Genomic DNA, 16,839 nt, shown 5'->3' with positions numbered 1-16,839 from the left:
GTCCAAAACCTAAACGGATTGGGTCTGCGCCGTCCGCATCGCCTCGATGCGGATGTCTTCGGTCAGTTGCGCCTTCAGCGTGGAGAATTCCGGGCTGGTCTTCAGCGTGTAGTGGCGTGGGTGCGGCAGGTCGACCGATACATCGGATTTGATGCGGCCGGGACGCGCGCTCATTACGATCACGCGCGAAGCCATGAAGATCGCTTCCTCGATGTCGTGGGTGACAAACAGCACCGTCTTCTTGCGCCGCTCCCAGATGCCCAGCAGCAATTCCTGCATCAGGGCGCGCGTCTGGTTGTCCAGCGCGCCGAACGGCTCGTCGAGCAAAAGGATTGCAGGGTCGTTGGCGAGCGCGCGCGCGATCGCCGTGCGCTGCTGCATGCCGCCCGAAAGCTGCTTCGGCCAATGGTTCTCGAAGCCCTTCAGCCCGACGAGATCGACATAGGATGCAACGATGTCGTTGCGCTCGCGCTCGGGCATGTTCCGCTCGCGCAGGCCGAAGCCGATGTTTTCAGCGACCGTCAGCCAGGGGAACAGCGTGTAGGACTGGAACACCATGCCGCGATCCGGGCCCGGACGCGTGACGGCTTTGCCGTCGAGCAGCACGCGGCCGGCGCTTGGCGCCTCCAGCCCGGCGACGATCCTGAGCAAGGTCGATTTTCCGCAGCCGGACGGGCCGAGGATGGTGATGAAATCATTGGCCGCGACCGCGAGGTCGACAGGCTGGAGCGCTTGCACCGGCTGTCCGCCGCCCACCCCGGCAAAGGTCCGGGAAACGCCTTCGATCAGAAGCTTGCTCACGCTAGGCTCCATGGATAGAGCCAGCGGTTGAGCGCCTTGAAGGCGAAATCGGACAAGAGCCCGATCAGCCCGATGACGATGATGCCGAAGATGATCTGCCCCGTCGCCAGCCGCGACTGGCTGTTGATGATCATGTAGCCGATGCCCGACGACGAGCCGATCAGCTCGGCGACGATGACATAGGTCCATGCCCAGCCGAGCACCAGCCGCAGCGTCTCGGCGATCTCGGGCGCGTTGGCCGGCATGATCACCCGCTTGACGATGCCGTTGTCGGTCGCCCCTAGCGTATAGGCGGCTTCGACCAAGTCACGACGAGTGCCGCCGACCTTGACCGCGATGATCAGGATGACCTGGAAGACCGAGCCGACGAAGATCACCAGCAGCTTTTCCAGTTCACCGATGCCGGCCCACAGGATGAGCAGCGGTATGAAGGCGGACGCCGGCAGGTAGCGGGCGAAGGACACGAACGGCTCCAGAAACGCCTCGACGGGCTTCCAGGCACCCATGGCTATGCCGATCGGCACGGCAATGATCGAGGCCAGCACGAAGCCGCCGAAGACGCGCCAGATGGTGATCAGGATGTCGAGCCAGAAACGGTCCTCGACAAGCAGCCGCCAGCCGTCCTTCAGCATCGACAGCGGGTCGGCAAGGAATATCCGGTTCACATGGCCGCCAAGCGTGATCCACGCCCAGAACGCCACGAAGAGCACGAAGAAGGCGATGCCGAGCACGGTTCGGGCGCCCGGCGGAACGGGATGCAAGGGACGCAGCATCAGGCACTGTCCTTAAAGCATGTCTCACGAAAGTGGGAATCGGTTTCGGGGCAAAGACATGCGCAAAATAAAACCTAAAGCGCAGGGAGCGAACCTGAAAGATCGTGACGCGCTTCAAGGAGAAAGAACGGCGGCTTGTCGCCGCCGTCGATCGGGAGATGCGCGGTCAGTTGGCCACCGCGCTGGTGTCGGCAAGCGTCGTCACATCGGGCGCTTCCTTGATCAGCCCCATCTGCAGCAGCAGTTCCGCCGCCGTCTTGGAAAAATCCTGGAAGTCCTTGGTGAAGAATTGCTTGTTCGCTTCCCGATCAGCCCATTTCAGGTATTTGGCGGAATCCTCGAATTCCTTGGCCGACTGTTTTACGTCGGCGCCCATGATTTCGTAGGACTTCTGCGGATCCTTCTTGATCATTTCGAGCGCGTCGAAATAGCTGTCGGCCAGCGCCTTGGCGGCATCGGGATTGGCCTTGAGGAAGTCCGGCGTGCAGCCGACAGTGTCCATCACCATCGGATAGTCGAGCGTGGTCGCCAGGATATGGCCTTGGTCGGCCTTGTCGCGCACCGCCGAAATGAAGGGCTCGTAGGTGACGGCGGCGTCGTTCTGCCCGGCGAGGAAGGCTTGTGCGGCCGCATCCGGCTCCAGATTGACGACCGTCACGTCCTTGGTCGACATGCCGTTCTTGTTGAGCACCCAGGCAAGCAGGAAATAGGGCGACGTGCCGGGGGCCGAGGACGCGACGTTCTTGCCCTTGAGGTCGGCGACCGTCTTGATGTCGTTGCGTACCACGATGCCGTCCGCGCCATAGGACTTGTCGAGTTGGAATATCTGCTTGGTGGCGACGCCGCTGGCGTTCCACACCATCCAGGTCTCGACCGTGGTCGCCGCGCATTGCAGATCGCCGCTCGCAATCGCCAGCGGACGGCTCGCCTGCGGAACCTTCTTCAGCGTGACATCGAGCCCATGTTTCTCGAAAAGCCCGGCCTGCTTGGCCAAAGTCAGCGGCGCGAAGCCGGTCCAGCCGCTGATGCCGATGGTGAGCGACGTCGCGGCCATCGCCGGCGCCGACAATCCGACGATAGCCGTCAGTGCCGCCGCGAAAATGCTGATCCTGTTCATTTTGGTTCCCCTTTTTTGTCTGGTGAGGCGAAATTGTCTCACAGAGCCCAAAAGGCTTGTCAATGAAGCAGGACCGGTCATCGACCATGGTCCCAACTCAGAGCCCGGAAAACTCCTGAAAAGCCCTGCGCGCCTCACCGGTTGCGGTCGCCGCCCGGGCTGTCGGCTTCAATATCGGTCGCAATAGCACTCGGCCGATGAGATGCGGTCGTTCCAGCCGGAACCTCCGAAATTGCGAACCCTGCGGTCGAGCTCGATCGAGCGGCCGCGCATCCCGGAATGCTCGTAGGCGACGAGCGTGCAGCCCGGGCGCACAAGCACCGAGGAGACGCGGTCGTTCCAGAACCCGCCCCCGAAACTGGTGGCGTCATCGGGACCCATTTCGAGCGAGCGTCCGCGGAAGTTCGCATTCTCGAACAGCACGCAGGCGGCCTCGCCGTAGAATTGAGCGCTGGCGCTGCCGGTGCAAAGCAGAGACGCAAACACGGTCGGAATGAGCAGGCGTTTCATTGTCGTTCTTCCTCGTTCAATGACTTCGAGCGATGCCGCCGGCCCCAGGAGCACTTTGCCATCGTGCCGCGCGCGGAGGCAAGCTCGCGCCTGATCGTCCAGCCGCCAACCTCGGCCCTGCTATAACGTTCCAGACGGAAAACCGCTGCGCTTCTCCCGGAATTGTTTGGTAGTTGATTTCGGCTCTCGACCCGGACCGGAACTTCGAGCTGACCCCGCTTTGGTGCCGCATGCGGACGTGATATCCGCCTCCATGCGGGCCCAGAACTCTGTGCGCGTCACGCCCGACTCGCCCGAGCACTCAGCCACCAATCATCAGGCCTTCCCATGCACCGACGTATCCCGCTGACGACCCAGCCGGCGTCCGTGAGTGCGGACCGCAGGGCAGGTTCGCGCCAGTACGTCTCGGCATAGCGGCGGGGCGCGGCACCATGTGTGGATACATCCTCGCCATCGCCGTCTCGAACCGAGGCGTGCAGTCGCCCACCGGTTCGGGTCACCTCGGCAAGCCGTCCAAGGACCTTGCCGAAATCCTCGCGCGCGACGTGAATCAGGCAGGCACAGGCCCAGACGCCGTCATATGGCGTGCTAGGGCGCTGCGGGTCGGCCAGGTCGTCGGTCAGCGGATCCAACAGGTCGGCTTCGAAGCCATTCTCGCGAAGCAGTTCGACAAAACCCTTTGAAATGTCGGTGCGCCGGACGCTGATCCCCCGCTTCTCAAGTTCGAGTGCATCCCGCCCGCCCCCGCTTCCGATCTCCAGCACCCTGCCGGAGCCACCCAGTCCGGTCACGAAGGCATCGATCTCTGTCGCGACCCATCCGGGCATCGCCGCGGCCTCGGCAGCGTACTCCGCCGCAACCGCATCATAGGACCGCACTGTGTCTCGGTCGGTGCTCATCCTAGCGCTCCTCCAAGACAAGAGGCTCCGATAAGCGAGAGACCCTCAGCCCGTTGCGCCTTCGCACTGCTGCTGGTGACATCGTGGGCGATTTGCTTTCCAGCCATAACAGAAGTTCGATCTGAAACGCTACGAATTGCTGTTAGCGGTTGTCCAGCATCCAACCGCGGTTGCGCCACATCTTCTCGCCGGCCAAGCAATCGGCGGCCGGCCTGTCGTCGGCCTGCACGACAGGCGGGTGAGCCGCCTCTTCGGCCGCCCATTGCCGCGATGCCGGACCGGCAAGTTCCAGCACCAGCTTGCGGCGGATTGCCTCGGGGAATTGCGTCCAGTCGTTGACCGGAATCATGAAGGCGCCCGGCCCGCCGATAACGCAGTCGCTGTAGTAGCGGTCGAGATTGGCGACGTCGAAGGCGCCGCTGAAACCGCCCCTGGTCATCAGCGGCAGTCCATTGATGGTGATGCCTTGCCTCACCACCTCGTCGCGCGTGATGTCGACCGGGGCACCCTGGTTGTTGGGTCCGTCGCCCGAAACATCGATGACGCGCTTGGTGCCCTGAAAGCCGCTTTCGGCGAAAAGGTCGCTGCCGAATTCAAGCGCGCCCGAGATCGAGGTGCGCCGCGCGCTGTCCGGCGGACTGGCATTGAGCTGGGCCACGACCCTCTCTGCATCGGAGCGATTGGCGATCACCGTCCACGGCACGACGACCCGCTGCCATCGGGTGCCGGCCCACTCGACATAGGTGACCGCGATCTTGCCGTAGGCGCCGTCGGCGATGGCCTTGAGCACGTTGTCATGCGTCAGCGCGGCCGCATAGCCGTGGCGCTGGATCTCGAGTTCGGCCGGCGACATGGAGAGCGACACATCGACCGCCAGCACCAGCTCGACATCGACCGGTTCGACGGCGGTGGATCGCGCGGTCAGGCCGAGGAGCAGCGCCAGCGCGGCGGCGCCCGAAAGCCAATGCCCTGTTCGACGGGAAGCGGACATGACGTGACGGTAAGCGATAATTGGGCATGAACAAAGTAAAAAGGCCCGGCGTCGATCGGGCCTTTTGCCTGTTCAGGCGAACACAGGCTCAGCTTCTCGGCTTGAGGTTCTCCGGATCGTAGAGCGGCTTGTAGCCGACGCCTGCGACTTCCACCGGATAGGTCTCGCCGAAATACTCCACCTGCAGCCTGCGGCCTTCCTGGCAGTAGGCCCAGGGCAGGTAGGCGAGCGCGATGTTCTTGCCGATGGTCGGGCCATAGGCGACCGAGGTGGTGAAGGAGCGGCGGCCGAGCTCGTCGACCAGCGTCTCGCCGGTCGCCGGATCCTGCACCGGCATGGTGCCGACCGGATAGCGCGCGACGCCCTTGGAATCGGTGTTCTCGGTCATCACCAGCGTGCAGAGCATCGCCGGTTGATGCTCGCGGGCGCGATACTCCAGATGTTTGGCCTTGCCGCAGAAGTCGTTCTCCTTGACCTTCGGGCGGGCGAGATCGGCCTCGAGCAGATTGTACTCGGTCAAGAGGTCTGCATTCTGCAGCCGCAGGCTCTTCTCCATACGGCGCGTATTGGCGTAGGTCTCGACGCCGAACGGCATGACGCCGGTGGAGCGCAGCGCGTCCCAGACGGCGAGCCCATCCTCGTAGCGCATATGCAGTTCCCAGCCCTGCTCGCCGACATAGGAGATGCGGAAGGCGGTGACATCCTTGCCGCCGATCCTGATCGGCTTGATCGCCGCGAAGGGAAAATTCTCCGGCGTCAGCCCATTCGGGTCCTCGACCACCTTCTGGAGCGTCGTGCGCGCGTTCGGCCCCCAAATGCCGATGGTGACATATTTCTCGGTCACGTCGGTGACGGTGACTTCGAAGCCTTTGTCCTGCGCGGTGCGCTGCATGTAGCGGAAGTCGCGCGGCCCGGCGTCGGCGCCGTCGATCACCCGGCAGCGGTCGGCCATGCGGATCACCGTGAAGTCGGCGCGCACCATGCCTTCCTCGTCGAGGAAGTGAGTATAGATGCCCTTGCCGATATTGTTGTCGCCGCCGATCTTGGCCGCGCACAGCCATTCCAGCAGCGCGACATGGGCCGGCCCTTCGACGTCGTACATCGAGAAATGCGAGAGGTTGACGATGCCGCAATCCTCGCTCATCGCCAGGTGCTCGGCATTGGAGACGCGCCAGAAATGGCGGTTGTCCCATTCGTTCTCGCGTACCGGCACGCGGTTGCCGTATTTCTCGAGCAGATGCTCGTTGGCGGCATAGCCGTGCGCGCGCTCCCAGCCGCCCAGCTCCATGAAATAGCCGCCGAGCTCCTTCTCACGCTCCCAGAACGGCGAGCGGCGGATGTTGCGGCCCTTGGAGAAGGGTTCGCGCGGATGCACGGCCGGATTGTAGACCTTCATCGCGGTCTCGGTGCAGCGATCCCAGATGAACTGCTCCTTCATCTGGTGCGGGTAGAAGCGCGAATAGTCGATGGCGTGATGGTCGATCGACGTGCGGCCGTCGGTCATCCAGTCGGCGATCAGCTTGCCCATGCCCGGGCCGTCCTTGACCCAGATGGCGACGGCATACCACAGCCCCCTCACCTTCTGGCTTTCGCCCATGGACGGGCCGCCATCGGTGGTCACCTGCAGCAGGCCGTTGAAGGAGTGGCCTTCATTGTAACCGAGCTCGCCGAGGATCGGCGTCAGCTCCATGGCGCGCTCCAGCGGCGCCATGATCTGCTCCATATCGAGGTCGCGCTGCGACGGCGACAGCCGCGCCTGGTCCTTCTCCAAGAGGTCGCGCGGATGGCAGAGGCGCGGATTGGTCTCCTCGTAATAGCCCCATTCGATCTGCCCGCCTTCGGCGGTCTTCGGATCGCCGGTGTCGCGCATATAGGCGGAGTTGCCCTGGTCGCGCAGCAGCGGCCAGCCGATCTCCTTGCCGGTGCCGGCGAACTCGTTGTAGGGGCCGAAGAAGGTCAGCGGATGGTCGATTGGCATGACCGGCAGGTCCTCGCCGACCAGTGCCGCGGTGAGCCGCCCCCAGATGCCGGTGCAGACGACAACATAGTCGGCTTCGATCGTGCCGCGCTCGGTCACCACACCCTTGATGCGGCCATTCTCGACGATCAGCTCCTTGGCCGAGGTATTGGCGAAAGCCTGGAGCTTGCCGGAGGCTACGCCTTGATCGACCAGCTTGCCGGCGACCGTCTGCGAGCGCGGGATGACGAGGCCGGCGTCGGGATCCCAGAGGCCGCCCTGCACCAGATGCTCCTCGATCAGCGGGAACTTCTCCTTGATCTCGGCCGGCTCGATCAGGCGCGCGCGGGTGCCGAAAGCCTTGGCGGAAGCGATCTTGCGCTTGATCTCGTCCATGCGGCCATCATCGCCGACGCGGGCGACTTCGAGGCCGCCGATGCGGGCGTAGTGGCCCATCTTCTCGTAGAAATCGATGGAGTAGAGCGTCGTCCAGCAGGACAGGAAGTCGTGGCTGGTCGTGTAGCAGAAGTCGGAGGCATGCGCGGTCGAGCCGATATCGGTCGGGATGCCCGACTTGTCGATGCCGACGATGTCGTCCCAGCCGCGCTCGATCAGGTGATGGGCGACCGACGCGCCGACGATACCGCCAAGACCGACGATGACGACCTTCGCCTTTTTCGGAAACTCTGCCATTGCCCGCGACTCCAAAGTGGTAAAGCGGGCGGACTATAGGGCCGAGCGGTGGGGTGATTGAAGCCTGTTTGCGACATTGGGAAAAGGCCGAGCGACCCTGACAGCCGAACGCGCCTCGTCCGGGGTGTCACCGGTGAGGATTTCCTTATGCGCCGGGGCCGAATTCGCGCTCGATACCTCGCACAAGCTTCTCGAAGACAAACCGCTTGCCTTCGCGCACGCTGTCCTCGAGCGGTTTTGCGCCGGCCACATGCGCGGCGATCGCGCTTGCCAGCATGCAGCCCGTCCCGCGCATCGATCCGGCGAGCCTGGGCATGTCGAAGTGGATAGGCTCTCGTCCAGAATTCAACAGGATATCCGTTGATTTGGACCCCGTCGCGTGGCCGCCCTTGATGAGCAGCGCCCGCAGCCCTTCCGCAAGCAATCGCCCTCCCTGCCGCAGCGCATCATCGTCGTCCACAGCCAAATCCGAACCGGTCAGGATCGCCAGCTCGATGAGGTTCGGCGTGGCAAGACAGCAGAGCGGCATGAGATCGCGCTTCAAGGCTCCGATCGCACCCGGCTCCAGCAACTGCCTGCCCGACGAGGAAGCCAGCACCGGATCGAGAACTGTCGGTATCCGCGGATTTTCGCGCAGCACGGCGGCAACCGCCGCGATGACGCGTCCCGTTGAAAGCATGCCGATCTTTATCGCCGACACTTTGTTGGCCCTCAGCGCCGCGCGCATCTGATCGGCAACCAGGCCGGGTTGCATATGGTGGATTGCCGTAACGGATTGGTGTGTCTGCACCGTCACCGCGGTGACGGCAACGCAACTGCGCAAGCCGATTGAAGAGATCGTCTCGATATCGCGCGCAATTCCGGCGCCCCCGCTGGAATCCGATCCGCCGACGACGAGCACGTGCGGGTCTCGGTTCAGCGCCATGGGTCGGTCTTTTCGATCCATTCCCTGGTGCGCGCCTCGGGATCCGGGTTCAAGGTTATGTCCGTCACCACCGCGGCGCTGTCGGCGCCGGCCTCGAAAATGCCATCGAGCCGCTCGGGATTGAGGCCGCCGATGGCGACCAGTGGAGTGGGTGCGACGGCGCCCTTCCAGGCGCGAACCCTTTCGAGCCCCTGCGGCGCCCATTTCATCTTCTTCAGGATGGTCGGATAGACGGGACCCAGCGCGACGTAGTCGGGCCTGGCTGCCATGGCCGTCTGCAGTTCGGCATGATCGTGCGTGCTCAGTCCGAGCTTGATGCCGGCCGTCCGTATCTCCGGGAGGTCGGCGGCCTGCAGATCCTCCTGGCCGAGATGGACGAAGTCGCAGCGCTCCTCGATCGCCAGCCGCCAATGATCGTTGACGATGAGCTGGCAATCGTGCCGTGCGCACAAGGTTTTTGCCTTGCGGATTTCCGCACGCAGCCCGCCCTCGTCCATGTTCTTGATGCGGAGCTGCACCAGCCTGACGCCGAGCGGCACCAGGCGCTCGATCCAGGCGGCGCTGTCGACGATCAGGTAGAAGGGATCGAGCTTCATGAGAAAACCGCCCTGCCGATTGTAGGCGTCGATGGCACGGCGACGTCGCGCGGCTCGAGCAGTCCCGAACCATAGGCTTCGCGGCCGGCATCGACCGCCTTGCTGAAAGCGCGCGCCATGCCCACCGGATCGCCAGCCTTGGCGACCGCCGTGTTGAGGAGTACGGCGTCAAAGCCGAGCTCCATCACGGCTGCCGCGTGCGACGGTCGTCCGAGACCTGCATCGACGATCAACGGCACGTCGGGGAAGTGCCCGCGCATCGATCGCAGCGCCATGATGTTGACCGGCCCGAGCGCCGAGCCGATCGGCGCGCACCACGGCATCAGAACCTTGCAACCTGCCTCCAGCAGCCGCTCGGCGACGACAAGGTCGTCGGTGGTATAGGGGAACACGCTGAATCCGTCCTCGCAAAGGATGCGCGCGGCCTCGACCAAGCCGAACACATCGGGCTGCAGCGTGTCGTGGTTGCCGATCACTTCGAGCTTGATCCAGGACGTGCCGAAGACCTCGCGCGCCATCTTCGCGGTCGTCACGGCTTCCTTGATGGAATGGCAGCCGGCGGTGTTGGGCAGCACCCTCACGCCGAGCGAGCGGATCAGCGACCAGAATTGCTCGCCGGCCCTGCCGCCGGCCATTTCCCGGCGCAGCGAAACGGTGACCGCCGAGGTGCCCGACGCCTTGACCGCTTCGGCAAGGATCGCCGGCGAAGGATATTGGGCGGTGCCCAGCAGCAGGCGCGAAGCCAACTTTGTCCCGAGAAGATCGAACATCGGCTAGCCTCCCTGCATGGGCGACAGGATTTCGATCCGGTCGCCTTCGTTCACCCGCAATTCCGCCCGTTCGGCCGCGGGCACGACATCGCCGTTCAGCGCGGTGGCGAGCCAGCCGCCTTCATAGTCGAGCTCCTTCAAAAGAGCGGCGAGCGTCGTCGCCCTGACCTCAAGCGCTTCGCCATTGACGATCAGCTTCATTTTCGGACTCCAGGTCGGCAGATGAATTGAAGAGAAGGCCGGCAGCCTGCTCGGCCATGGCCGGTGAGAGCAGGAAACCGTGCCGGTAGAGGCCGTTTATCGTGATCGCGCCGTCCTTCCGACGCTTCACCCGCGGCAGATTGTCGGGATAGGCGGGGCGCACGCCCACTCCTGTCTCGACGATTTCGGCCTCACCGAACGCCGGATGAAGCGCGTAGGCCGCATTGAGGAGCTCCATCAGCGAACGGGCTGTGATCGGCCCGTCATGGTCGCTTTCGATCATGGTCGCGCCGACCATGAAGTGATGATCGGCCCGCGGCACGACATAGATCGGATGACGCGGATGGAGGAGACGAACCGGCCGGGTGAGCGAGACCTCCCGCGTGTGGAGGATCAGCATCTCGCCGCGCACGCCGCGCAAATCGTCTTCGCCCCGCGCGATGCCCGTGCAGTCGATCACCTGATCGAAGCCGGAAAGGGCCACTTCGTCCACCTCGAAAAGGAAGACGACGCCCATCGCACGCAGCTTGCTGGCGAGGGCTTCGAGAACCCGACGCGGATCGAGATGAGCTTCGCCGGCGAAGAACAGGCCCTTGCGGAAGCGACCGGCAAGATCGGGTTCGAGGGCGGCGATCGCCTCTTCGTCGACGGGCTCGTGATTGCGGGTACGGGCCGCAAAGCGGGCAAGCTCGAAGGCGTCGCGCACATGGGCGAGGACGAGAGTGCCGGCCCTCGTCACGAGCCCGGGCAGCACCCTTTCCCACCAGTCGGCCGAAGTTCTGCCGAGAGTGACAACCGTCTCTTCGGCGCTTTCGCGTTCGCACCAGGGGGCAAGCATGCCGCCGGCGACCCAGGAGGCATTGCCGCCTATCTGGCTCCGAATTTCGGCAACCGTGACCGACGCACCTCGCGCGGCCAATTCATGGGCGACGGTGAGGCCTGCCACACCGGCGCCTTTGACAAGGACACGGCGCACGGTTCAGTCCGTCCCCTGATCGTCCTGCGCCAAAGCTTGTTCTTCCGCCCCGGGCGTTTCGACCGGCATGTAGAGATCGCCGCCTGCGCGGTATTTCTGCGCCATCGCCGCCATCCCCTCCTTCTGCGCTTCGGCGCGAATGTCGTGGGAGATGCGCATGGAGCAGAATTTCGGTCCGCACATCGAGCAGAAATGCGCCACCTTGTGCGCTTCCTTGGGCAAGGTCTCGTCGTGCATCGAGCGCGCGGTTTCGGGATCGAGCGACAGGTTGAACTGGTCTTCCCAGCGGAACTCGAACCGTGCCCGCGAAAGCGCGTCGTCGCGGATCTTCGCCGCGGGATGCCCCTTGGCGAGGTCGGCGGCGTGCGCCGCGATCTTGTAGGTGATGACGCCGGTCTTGACGTCATTGCGATCCGGCAGGCCGAGATGTTCCTTCGGCGTCACGTAGCAGAGCATGGCCGTGCCGAACCAGCCGATCATGGCGGCGCCGATGCCGGACGTGATGTGGTCGTAGCCCGGCGCTATGTCCGTGGTCAGCGGTCCTAGCGTGTAGAAAGGCGCCTCGCCGCAGACGGCGAGCTGCTTGTCCATGTTCTGCTTGATCTTGTGCATGGGAACATGGCCGGGGCCCTCGATCATCACCTGGCAGTCCTTTGCCCAGGCGATCTTCGTCAATTCGCCAAGCGTCTCCAGCTCGGCGAATTGGGCTTGGTCATTGGCATCGGCGATCGAGCCGGGACGAAGGCCGTCGCCAAGCGAGAAAGAGACGTCATAGGCTCTGGCGATGTCGCATATCTCCGCGAAATGCTCATAGAGAAAGCTTTCACGGTGATGGTGCAGGCACCATTTCGCCATGATCGAGCCGCCCCTGCTGACGATGCCGGTAACCCGGCCGACGGTGAGCGGGATGTAATGCAGCCGCACGCCGGCATGAATGGTGAAGTAGTCGACGCCCTGCTCGGCCTGCTCGACCAGCGTGTCGCGATAGACTTCCCAACTCAGATCCTCGGCGACACCGCCCACCTTCTCCAGCGCCTGGTAGAGCGGCACCGTGCCGATCGGCACCGGCGAGTTGCGCACGATCCATTCGCGGATGTTGTGGATGTTGCGGCCGGTCGACAGGTCCATGACCGTGTCGGCACCCCAGCGGATCGCCCAGACCATCTTCTCGACCTCTTCGGCCATCGAAGAGGTGACGGCGGAATTGCCGATATTGGCATTGATCTTCACCAGGAAATTGCGGCCGATGATCATCGGCTCGCTCTCGGGATGGTTGATGTTGGCGGGGATGATCGCGCGGCCGCGCGCCACCTCGTCGCGTACGAATTCCGGTGTGACGAAGTCCGGTATCGATGCGCCGAACGCCTCGCCGTCCCGTTGCAGCCCGCTCCGCATCATCTCGCGGCCGAGGTTTTCGCGGATGGCAACGAACTCCATTTCGGGCGTGATGATCCCGGCGCGCGCATAGGCAAGCTGCGTTACCGCCTTGCCGGCCTTGGCCCGCAGCGGACGGTTGCGGATCGGAAACTCCCGCGTCAGGCGCTCTCCTGTCGCAAATCCATTGTCCTCCGGCCTGACATGGCGGCCGTCATAGGATTCGACATCGCCACGCGCCACGATCCAGTCTTGCCGAAGGCGGGCAAGCCCCCTCTCGATATCGGTTTCGATTGCGGGGTCGGTATAGGGGCCTGACGGATCGTAGACCGTCACCGGCGGTTCACCGGCAGTCGGGTGAACGGCGATCTCGCGCATCGGCACCCTGATCTGCGGGTGGATGGCGCCGGATTTGTGGATCTTCCGCGACGCCGGCAGCGGTCCAGTCGATACGGTGGGGGTCAGGGCATTCATTTGAGGCTCCTTTGCTCGTTGCATTGGAGACCCAGTTCTGTGCCGGAAGGATGAAAAGACGCTTCGGTCTGCCTGCCTGAGACAGGTCTTCGGGCATGAACGCCCGCAAAGCGCTTGCACCGTCCCTACGCCAGTATGAACTGGATCAGGTTCAACGGGTCACTGCGCCGCAAAAGCCAGCAGTATCTCAGCCCCTTGCCGGGACTCCCCTGGTGAATGGCTTAGGTTGAACGGGCCAGCGCCATCTTGTCAAGCGCGTTTGGCCGGCATTGCGGCTCAACGCCATCGTGCATGGAAGCTCGGTAGCGAAAACTCAGGCGAAAGCCCAAATGTCCTCGGCCTGGAAGCCGACCTGATAGCCTGCGGTCTTGAGCTTGATGACGACCTGGCCGATCTCGGCAGCCGGCAGCGCGCCGACCTCGATCTTGATCATGCCGGGGCGATAGCGCTGGAGGTCGAGCTGGTCGAACACCATCCAGTCGGCGCCTTCGCAATCGACCAGGAAAGCGTCGATATGGGTGATGCGATTGCGGTCGAGCAGCGTCTGCAATGTCTCCGACAGCACCTCGATGTCTTTCAGATGCGGCGCGAACTTGTTGAAGTTGGCGTCCGCCTCGCCCCAGGCGTTCTTGCCGGACATCAGATTGGTGTCGGTGACCGAGGAGCAGCCGATGAACTCGATCGGCAGCGTGCCGGCCTCGAGCGCGGCTGCGTCGAAAGTGTGGACGGTGATGGTGCCCTTTGTCCTGGTCACCGCCACCGGCTCGATGACGAAGCGGCTCGTATCCGGATAGTTGGCGCGCAGCCGCTTCTGGTTGTAGGGGATCGGCTCGACCAGCATCGCCCGAGCACCCTTGATACGGTGCAGCCAAGGCGTCACGTCATCGAACAGCGCGCCGTCGCAAGCCCCGACATTGACCATCTGGAACGGTCGTCCGCCGCCGAACCGCGCCTTGAGCGCCGCCTTGGCCAGGAACTTCGTCCCGTGCAGCGCGGGTCCGCGGTCGAGCAGCCCGGCCGGCAATCCGAGCGACAGCAGAACGCGCGCTAGGTTGGAAGCCGAGCTCATGACTTGTCTCCGGCAACTTGCTGCGCCTCGCGGTGCCGGCCTTGCCTCGCCGAGGTCCACAGCGCCATCAGTGGCGCGGCGAGCATCAGGAAGGGCGGCAGAAGATTGGGGAAATAGATGCGCGTGTCGTGGATCGGGAAGACCGTGAACTTGGCGAGCACGCCGAGCACGAGCGCCGCAAGCAGGATGCCGGCGCGGCGGTCGAACCGGAAGCCTGTACGGTCGAGCCCATACCAGCCCGCGAGCGCGAGCACCGAGATCCCGACCCAGCTGTCTACGGTAATGGCGCGCACCACCGAGGCGGCGAAGGCCTTGAGATAGGCGGCCACCGAGAATGGCGGTTCGAAGCTGTCCATATTGTAGTGCTGCTCGATGCTGGAGAACCACAGATGCGGCCACCAGCCGGGATGCTGGGCCCAGTGCGAGATGGCGAAATAGGCGATGAAGGAGGCGGCGAAACCGGCCAGCGCCCCCCACGCCTTCTGCCGGAATGCCACGAGCAGCACGGCGAAGATGGCGAGGAACACAATGTTGTCCGGCCGTGCCATGAACGCCAGGAAAAGCAGGATAGCCGTCGCTGCCTCGTGTTTGCGGACATAGGCAAACAGCCCGCCGAGGAACAGCGCCGAGCAGAGAAGGTCAGGCGTCGAGGCCCGCGCCGCATCGCCGAAATCGGCCATGATCAGGATGGCGCCGGCGACCGGCGCCAGCGCCAGCGCGCCTTCCGCGCGCAGCCAAATGAGCGTGACGGCGCCGAACAAGAGCACCGAGAAGACCTGCACCAGACGCATCGCTTTAACCGGCGCCACGACATGGCTGAGGCTCGACAGGATTTCGGCATAGAGGAACTTGATCCGGTACATGCCGAGCAGCGAGTGGAAGTCGGCGGCATTCTCCGCCATGTGGTTGCGGAAGCCGCCGCCATCGTCGGTCAGCGTCTTGTAGTCGCCGGCCGACACGCCGGCCTTGATCGTGCTGTAGGCATAATCATGCAGCGCCTGCGGATCGGGATAGCGGCCCTCCTCGGCGATCGCCAGATAAGGCAGCATGTCCCAATTGACGTCGGGCATGAACCAGGCCGTCACGGCGGTCAGCAGGATGTAGAGCGAGAAGGTCGCCGCGCCGATCGGGGCTGCCCATCTCGCGTAAGTCCCCTCGCCCCAGGCAAGACCGGCGCCGGTCAGCCGGTCGAGCGGATTGGCGGGAGCGACGGGTGGCCTGGTCAGCATCGTCTGTCTCAGCGGACCTGGCTTTTCACGAAATCCTTCACGATCGCCACGATGCCGCGCGACAGGAGGCTGTCGAAGGCGTCGACGAAGCGGTCGACATGCTCGCGCTGGCAGATCAGCGGCGGCTCGAGCCGAATGACGTTGCGATTATACTCGGTGAAGGCGACGAGCACGTCGTAGTCGCGCAGCAAGAGCGAGCCGACGAAGCCCGAGAGCGAACCCTTCAGCTTGTCGTCGAGCACACTCACCACAGGACGCAGCACCATCGGCAAGGTCTGCGAGAAATCGTGGAACTCGAGCCCGATCATAAGACCCTTGCCGCGCACACCTTTGATGATCTTCGGATATTTCGCCTTCAGCGTCTGCAGCCGCTGCAAAAGGTAGTCGCCGGTCGACGCAGCATTGTCGATCAGCCCTTCGTCATAGAGCACGTTCAGCGCCTCGATCGCGGTGATGCAGGCCTCGCCCATGCCGCCGAAGGTCGCCATGGCGTGGATCATTGCCGTCTTCGGCGTGCCATAGGCTTTCATGTAGACATCGCGCCTGGCGATCATGGCGCCGACCGCGGCCTTGCCGCCGCCGAGCGATTTCGCCAGCGCCGTCACGTCCGGCACGACGCCGTAGTGCTCGAAGGCGTAGAAACGGCCGGAACGGCCGTAACCGCACTGCACCTCGTCGGCCACCCACAGCACGCCATGCTGGTCGCAAAGCGCGCGCAGCTTTCGCCAGTAGTCGGCCGGCGCCTGGATGATGCCGCCGCCGCCCTGGATGGTTTCCAGCACGATGACGCCGATCTCCGGATCGCTTTTGAACAGGCGTTCGACCGCCGCGATATCGGCGAAGGGCACGCGCACGGCATTGTCCGCCACCTTGAACTCGGCGCGGTAGAGCTGGCCGTCGGTGATCGCCAGCACGCCCTTGGTCTTGCCGTGGAAGGAGTTCTCGGCATAGACGACCTTCGGCCGCTTCGGGCCTGCGGCGCGTTCGGCAAGCTTCACCGCCGCTTCCATGGCCTCCGAGCCGGAGGAGCCGAGGAACACCATGTCGAGATCGCCGGGCGAGCACTTGGCGATGTTGTGCGCGAGCGCCGCCGCATATTGCGACATGAAGGCGATGGCGATCTCCTGGCGCTTCTCCTCCTGGAACTTCTTGCGGGCCTCGAGGATGCGCGGATGGTTGTGGCCGAAGGCCAGCGAGCCGAAGCCGCCGAAGAAGTCGAGGATCTTGCGGCCGTTCTGGTCGATGTAGAACATGCCTTCGGCGCGCTCGATCTTGACCTTGTGGAAGCCGAGCAGCTTCATGAAATGCAGCTGGCCCGGGTTGAGGTGGGCCTTGAACAGGTCCGTGATGCGGGCGACGTCCATCGCCTTGGCCTGCTCGACGCTGATCAGCTCGGGCTTGGCGACGGTGGCGGGCAGCAGCGCCGGCGCTTCGAGCAGCGCGTGCACGCCGGGTTCCGGCTTGGCAATGACGGTCATCTCGAA

General features: G+C 64.0%; 16 protein-coding genes and 1 riboswitch. All 16 genes read right to left on the bottom strand.

Annotated features, from left to right (window positions below; genetic code table 11):
* Window positions 1-9: 9 nt before the first annotated feature.
* Window positions 10-801 carry an ABC transporter ATP-binding protein gene (locus QAZ22_RS17420; protein WP_278201997.1) on the bottom strand — a complete coding sequence of 264 codons (792 nt, stop codon included), beginning with the start codon at window positions 799-801 and terminating at the stop codon, window positions 10-12.
* The gene (locus QAZ22_RS17415) at window positions 798-1,574 is read right to left on the bottom strand and encodes an ABC transporter permease (RefSeq protein ID WP_278201996.1); all 777 of its coding nucleotides are present in this window, start codon (window positions 1,572-1,574) and stop codon (window positions 798-800) included. The genes QAZ22_RS17420 and QAZ22_RS17415 overlap by 4 nt, the downstream gene beginning before the upstream one ends.
* 166 nt (window positions 1,575-1,740) lie before the next feature.
* Window positions 1,741-2,691 (bottom strand): ABC transporter substrate-binding protein, encoded by a 951-nt coding sequence (locus QAZ22_RS17410; RefSeq protein ID WP_278201995.1) that lies wholly within the window; start codon window positions 2,689-2,691, stop codon window positions 1,741-1,743.
* Between the two features lie 168 nt (window positions 2,692-2,859).
* Window positions 2,860-3,201 carry a beta/gamma crystallin-related protein gene (locus QAZ22_RS17405; RefSeq protein ID WP_278201994.1) on the bottom strand — a complete coding sequence of 114 codons (342 nt, stop codon included), beginning with the start codon at window positions 3,199-3,201 and terminating at the stop codon, window positions 2,860-2,862.
* Window positions 3,202-3,479: 278 nt separating this feature from the next.
* Window positions 3,480-4,100 (bottom strand): class I SAM-dependent methyltransferase, encoded by a 621-nt coding sequence (locus tag QAZ22_RS17400; RefSeq protein WP_278201993.1) that lies wholly within the window; start codon window positions 4,098-4,100, stop codon window positions 3,480-3,482.
* Window positions 4,101-4,242: 142 nt separating this feature from the next.
* Window positions 4,243-5,091, bottom strand: coding sequence for a DUF1194 domain-containing protein (locus tag QAZ22_RS17395; protein WP_278201992.1), 849 nt, complete (start codon window positions 5,089-5,091; stop codon window positions 4,243-4,245).
* Between the two features lie 88 nt (window positions 5,092-5,179).
* Window positions 5,180-7,741 (bottom strand): FAD-dependent oxidoreductase, encoded by a 2,562-nt coding sequence (locus tag QAZ22_RS17390; protein ID WP_278201991.1) that lies wholly within the window; start codon window positions 7,739-7,741, stop codon window positions 5,180-5,182.
* A gap of 145 nt (window positions 7,742-7,886) precedes the next feature.
* Window positions 7,887-8,666, bottom strand: a complete 780-nt coding sequence (locus tag QAZ22_RS17385) for a hydroxymethylpyrimidine/phosphomethylpyrimidine kinase (protein ID WP_278201990.1) — start codon at window positions 8,664-8,666, stop codon at window positions 7,887-7,889.
* Window positions 8,657-9,262, bottom strand: a complete 606-nt coding sequence (locus QAZ22_RS17380) for a thiamine phosphate synthase (protein WP_278201989.1) — start codon at window positions 9,260-9,262, stop codon at window positions 8,657-8,659. The genes QAZ22_RS17385 and QAZ22_RS17380 overlap by 10 nt, the downstream gene beginning before the upstream one ends.
* Window positions 9,259-10,032, bottom strand: a complete 774-nt coding sequence (locus tag QAZ22_RS17375) for a thiazole synthase (protein ID WP_278201988.1) — start codon at window positions 10,030-10,032, stop codon at window positions 9,259-9,261. Before QAZ22_RS17375 ends, QAZ22_RS17380 begins: the two co-directional genes overlap by 4 nt.
* Before the next feature lie 3 nt (window positions 10,033-10,035).
* Window positions 10,036-10,233 (bottom strand): sulfur carrier protein ThiS, encoded by a 198-nt coding sequence (gene thiS / locus QAZ22_RS17370; RefSeq protein WP_278072910.1) that lies wholly within the window; start codon window positions 10,231-10,233, stop codon window positions 10,036-10,038.
* Window positions 10,202-11,209, bottom strand: a complete 1,008-nt coding sequence (gene thiO / locus QAZ22_RS17365) for a glycine oxidase ThiO (protein ID WP_278201987.1) — start codon at window positions 11,207-11,209, stop codon at window positions 10,202-10,204. Before thiO ends, thiS begins: the two co-directional genes overlap by 32 nt.
* 3 nt (window positions 11,210-11,212) lie before the next feature.
* Window positions 11,213-13,057, bottom strand: a complete 1,845-nt coding sequence (gene thiC / locus QAZ22_RS17360) for a phosphomethylpyrimidine synthase ThiC (RefSeq protein ID WP_278201986.1) — start codon at window positions 13,055-13,057, stop codon at window positions 11,213-11,215.
* A 104-nt stretch (window positions 13,058-13,161) separates the two neighbouring features.
* Window positions 13,162-13,278, bottom strand: a riboswitch (TPP riboswitch).
* Window positions 13,279-13,370: 92 nt separating this feature from the next.
* Complete coding sequence (locus QAZ22_RS17355) at window positions 13,371-14,126, bottom strand: FkbM family methyltransferase (protein WP_278201985.1); 756 nt, start codon at window positions 14,124-14,126, stop codon at window positions 13,371-13,373.
* Window positions 14,123-15,355 carry a hypothetical protein gene (locus QAZ22_RS17350; protein WP_278201984.1) on the bottom strand — a complete coding sequence of 411 codons (1,233 nt, stop codon included), beginning with the start codon at window positions 15,353-15,355 and terminating at the stop codon, window positions 14,123-14,125. The genes QAZ22_RS17355 and QAZ22_RS17350 overlap by 4 nt, the downstream gene beginning before the upstream one ends.
* Window positions 15,356-15,363: 8 nt before the next feature.
* Complete coding sequence (locus tag QAZ22_RS17345; RefSeq protein WP_278201983.1) at window positions 15,364-16,833, bottom strand: aspartate aminotransferase family protein; 1,470 nt, start codon at window positions 16,831-16,833, stop codon at window positions 15,364-15,366.
* Between the last annotated feature and the right edge of the window lie 6 nt (window positions 16,834-16,839).

It is taken from the genome of Mesorhizobium sp. WSM4906 (assembly GCF_029674625.1).
Lineage (GTDB): Bacteria > Pseudomonadota > Alphaproteobacteria > Rhizobiales > Rhizobiaceae > Mesorhizobium.
This window is presented reverse-complemented; position numbering and strand designations above follow the sequence as displayed.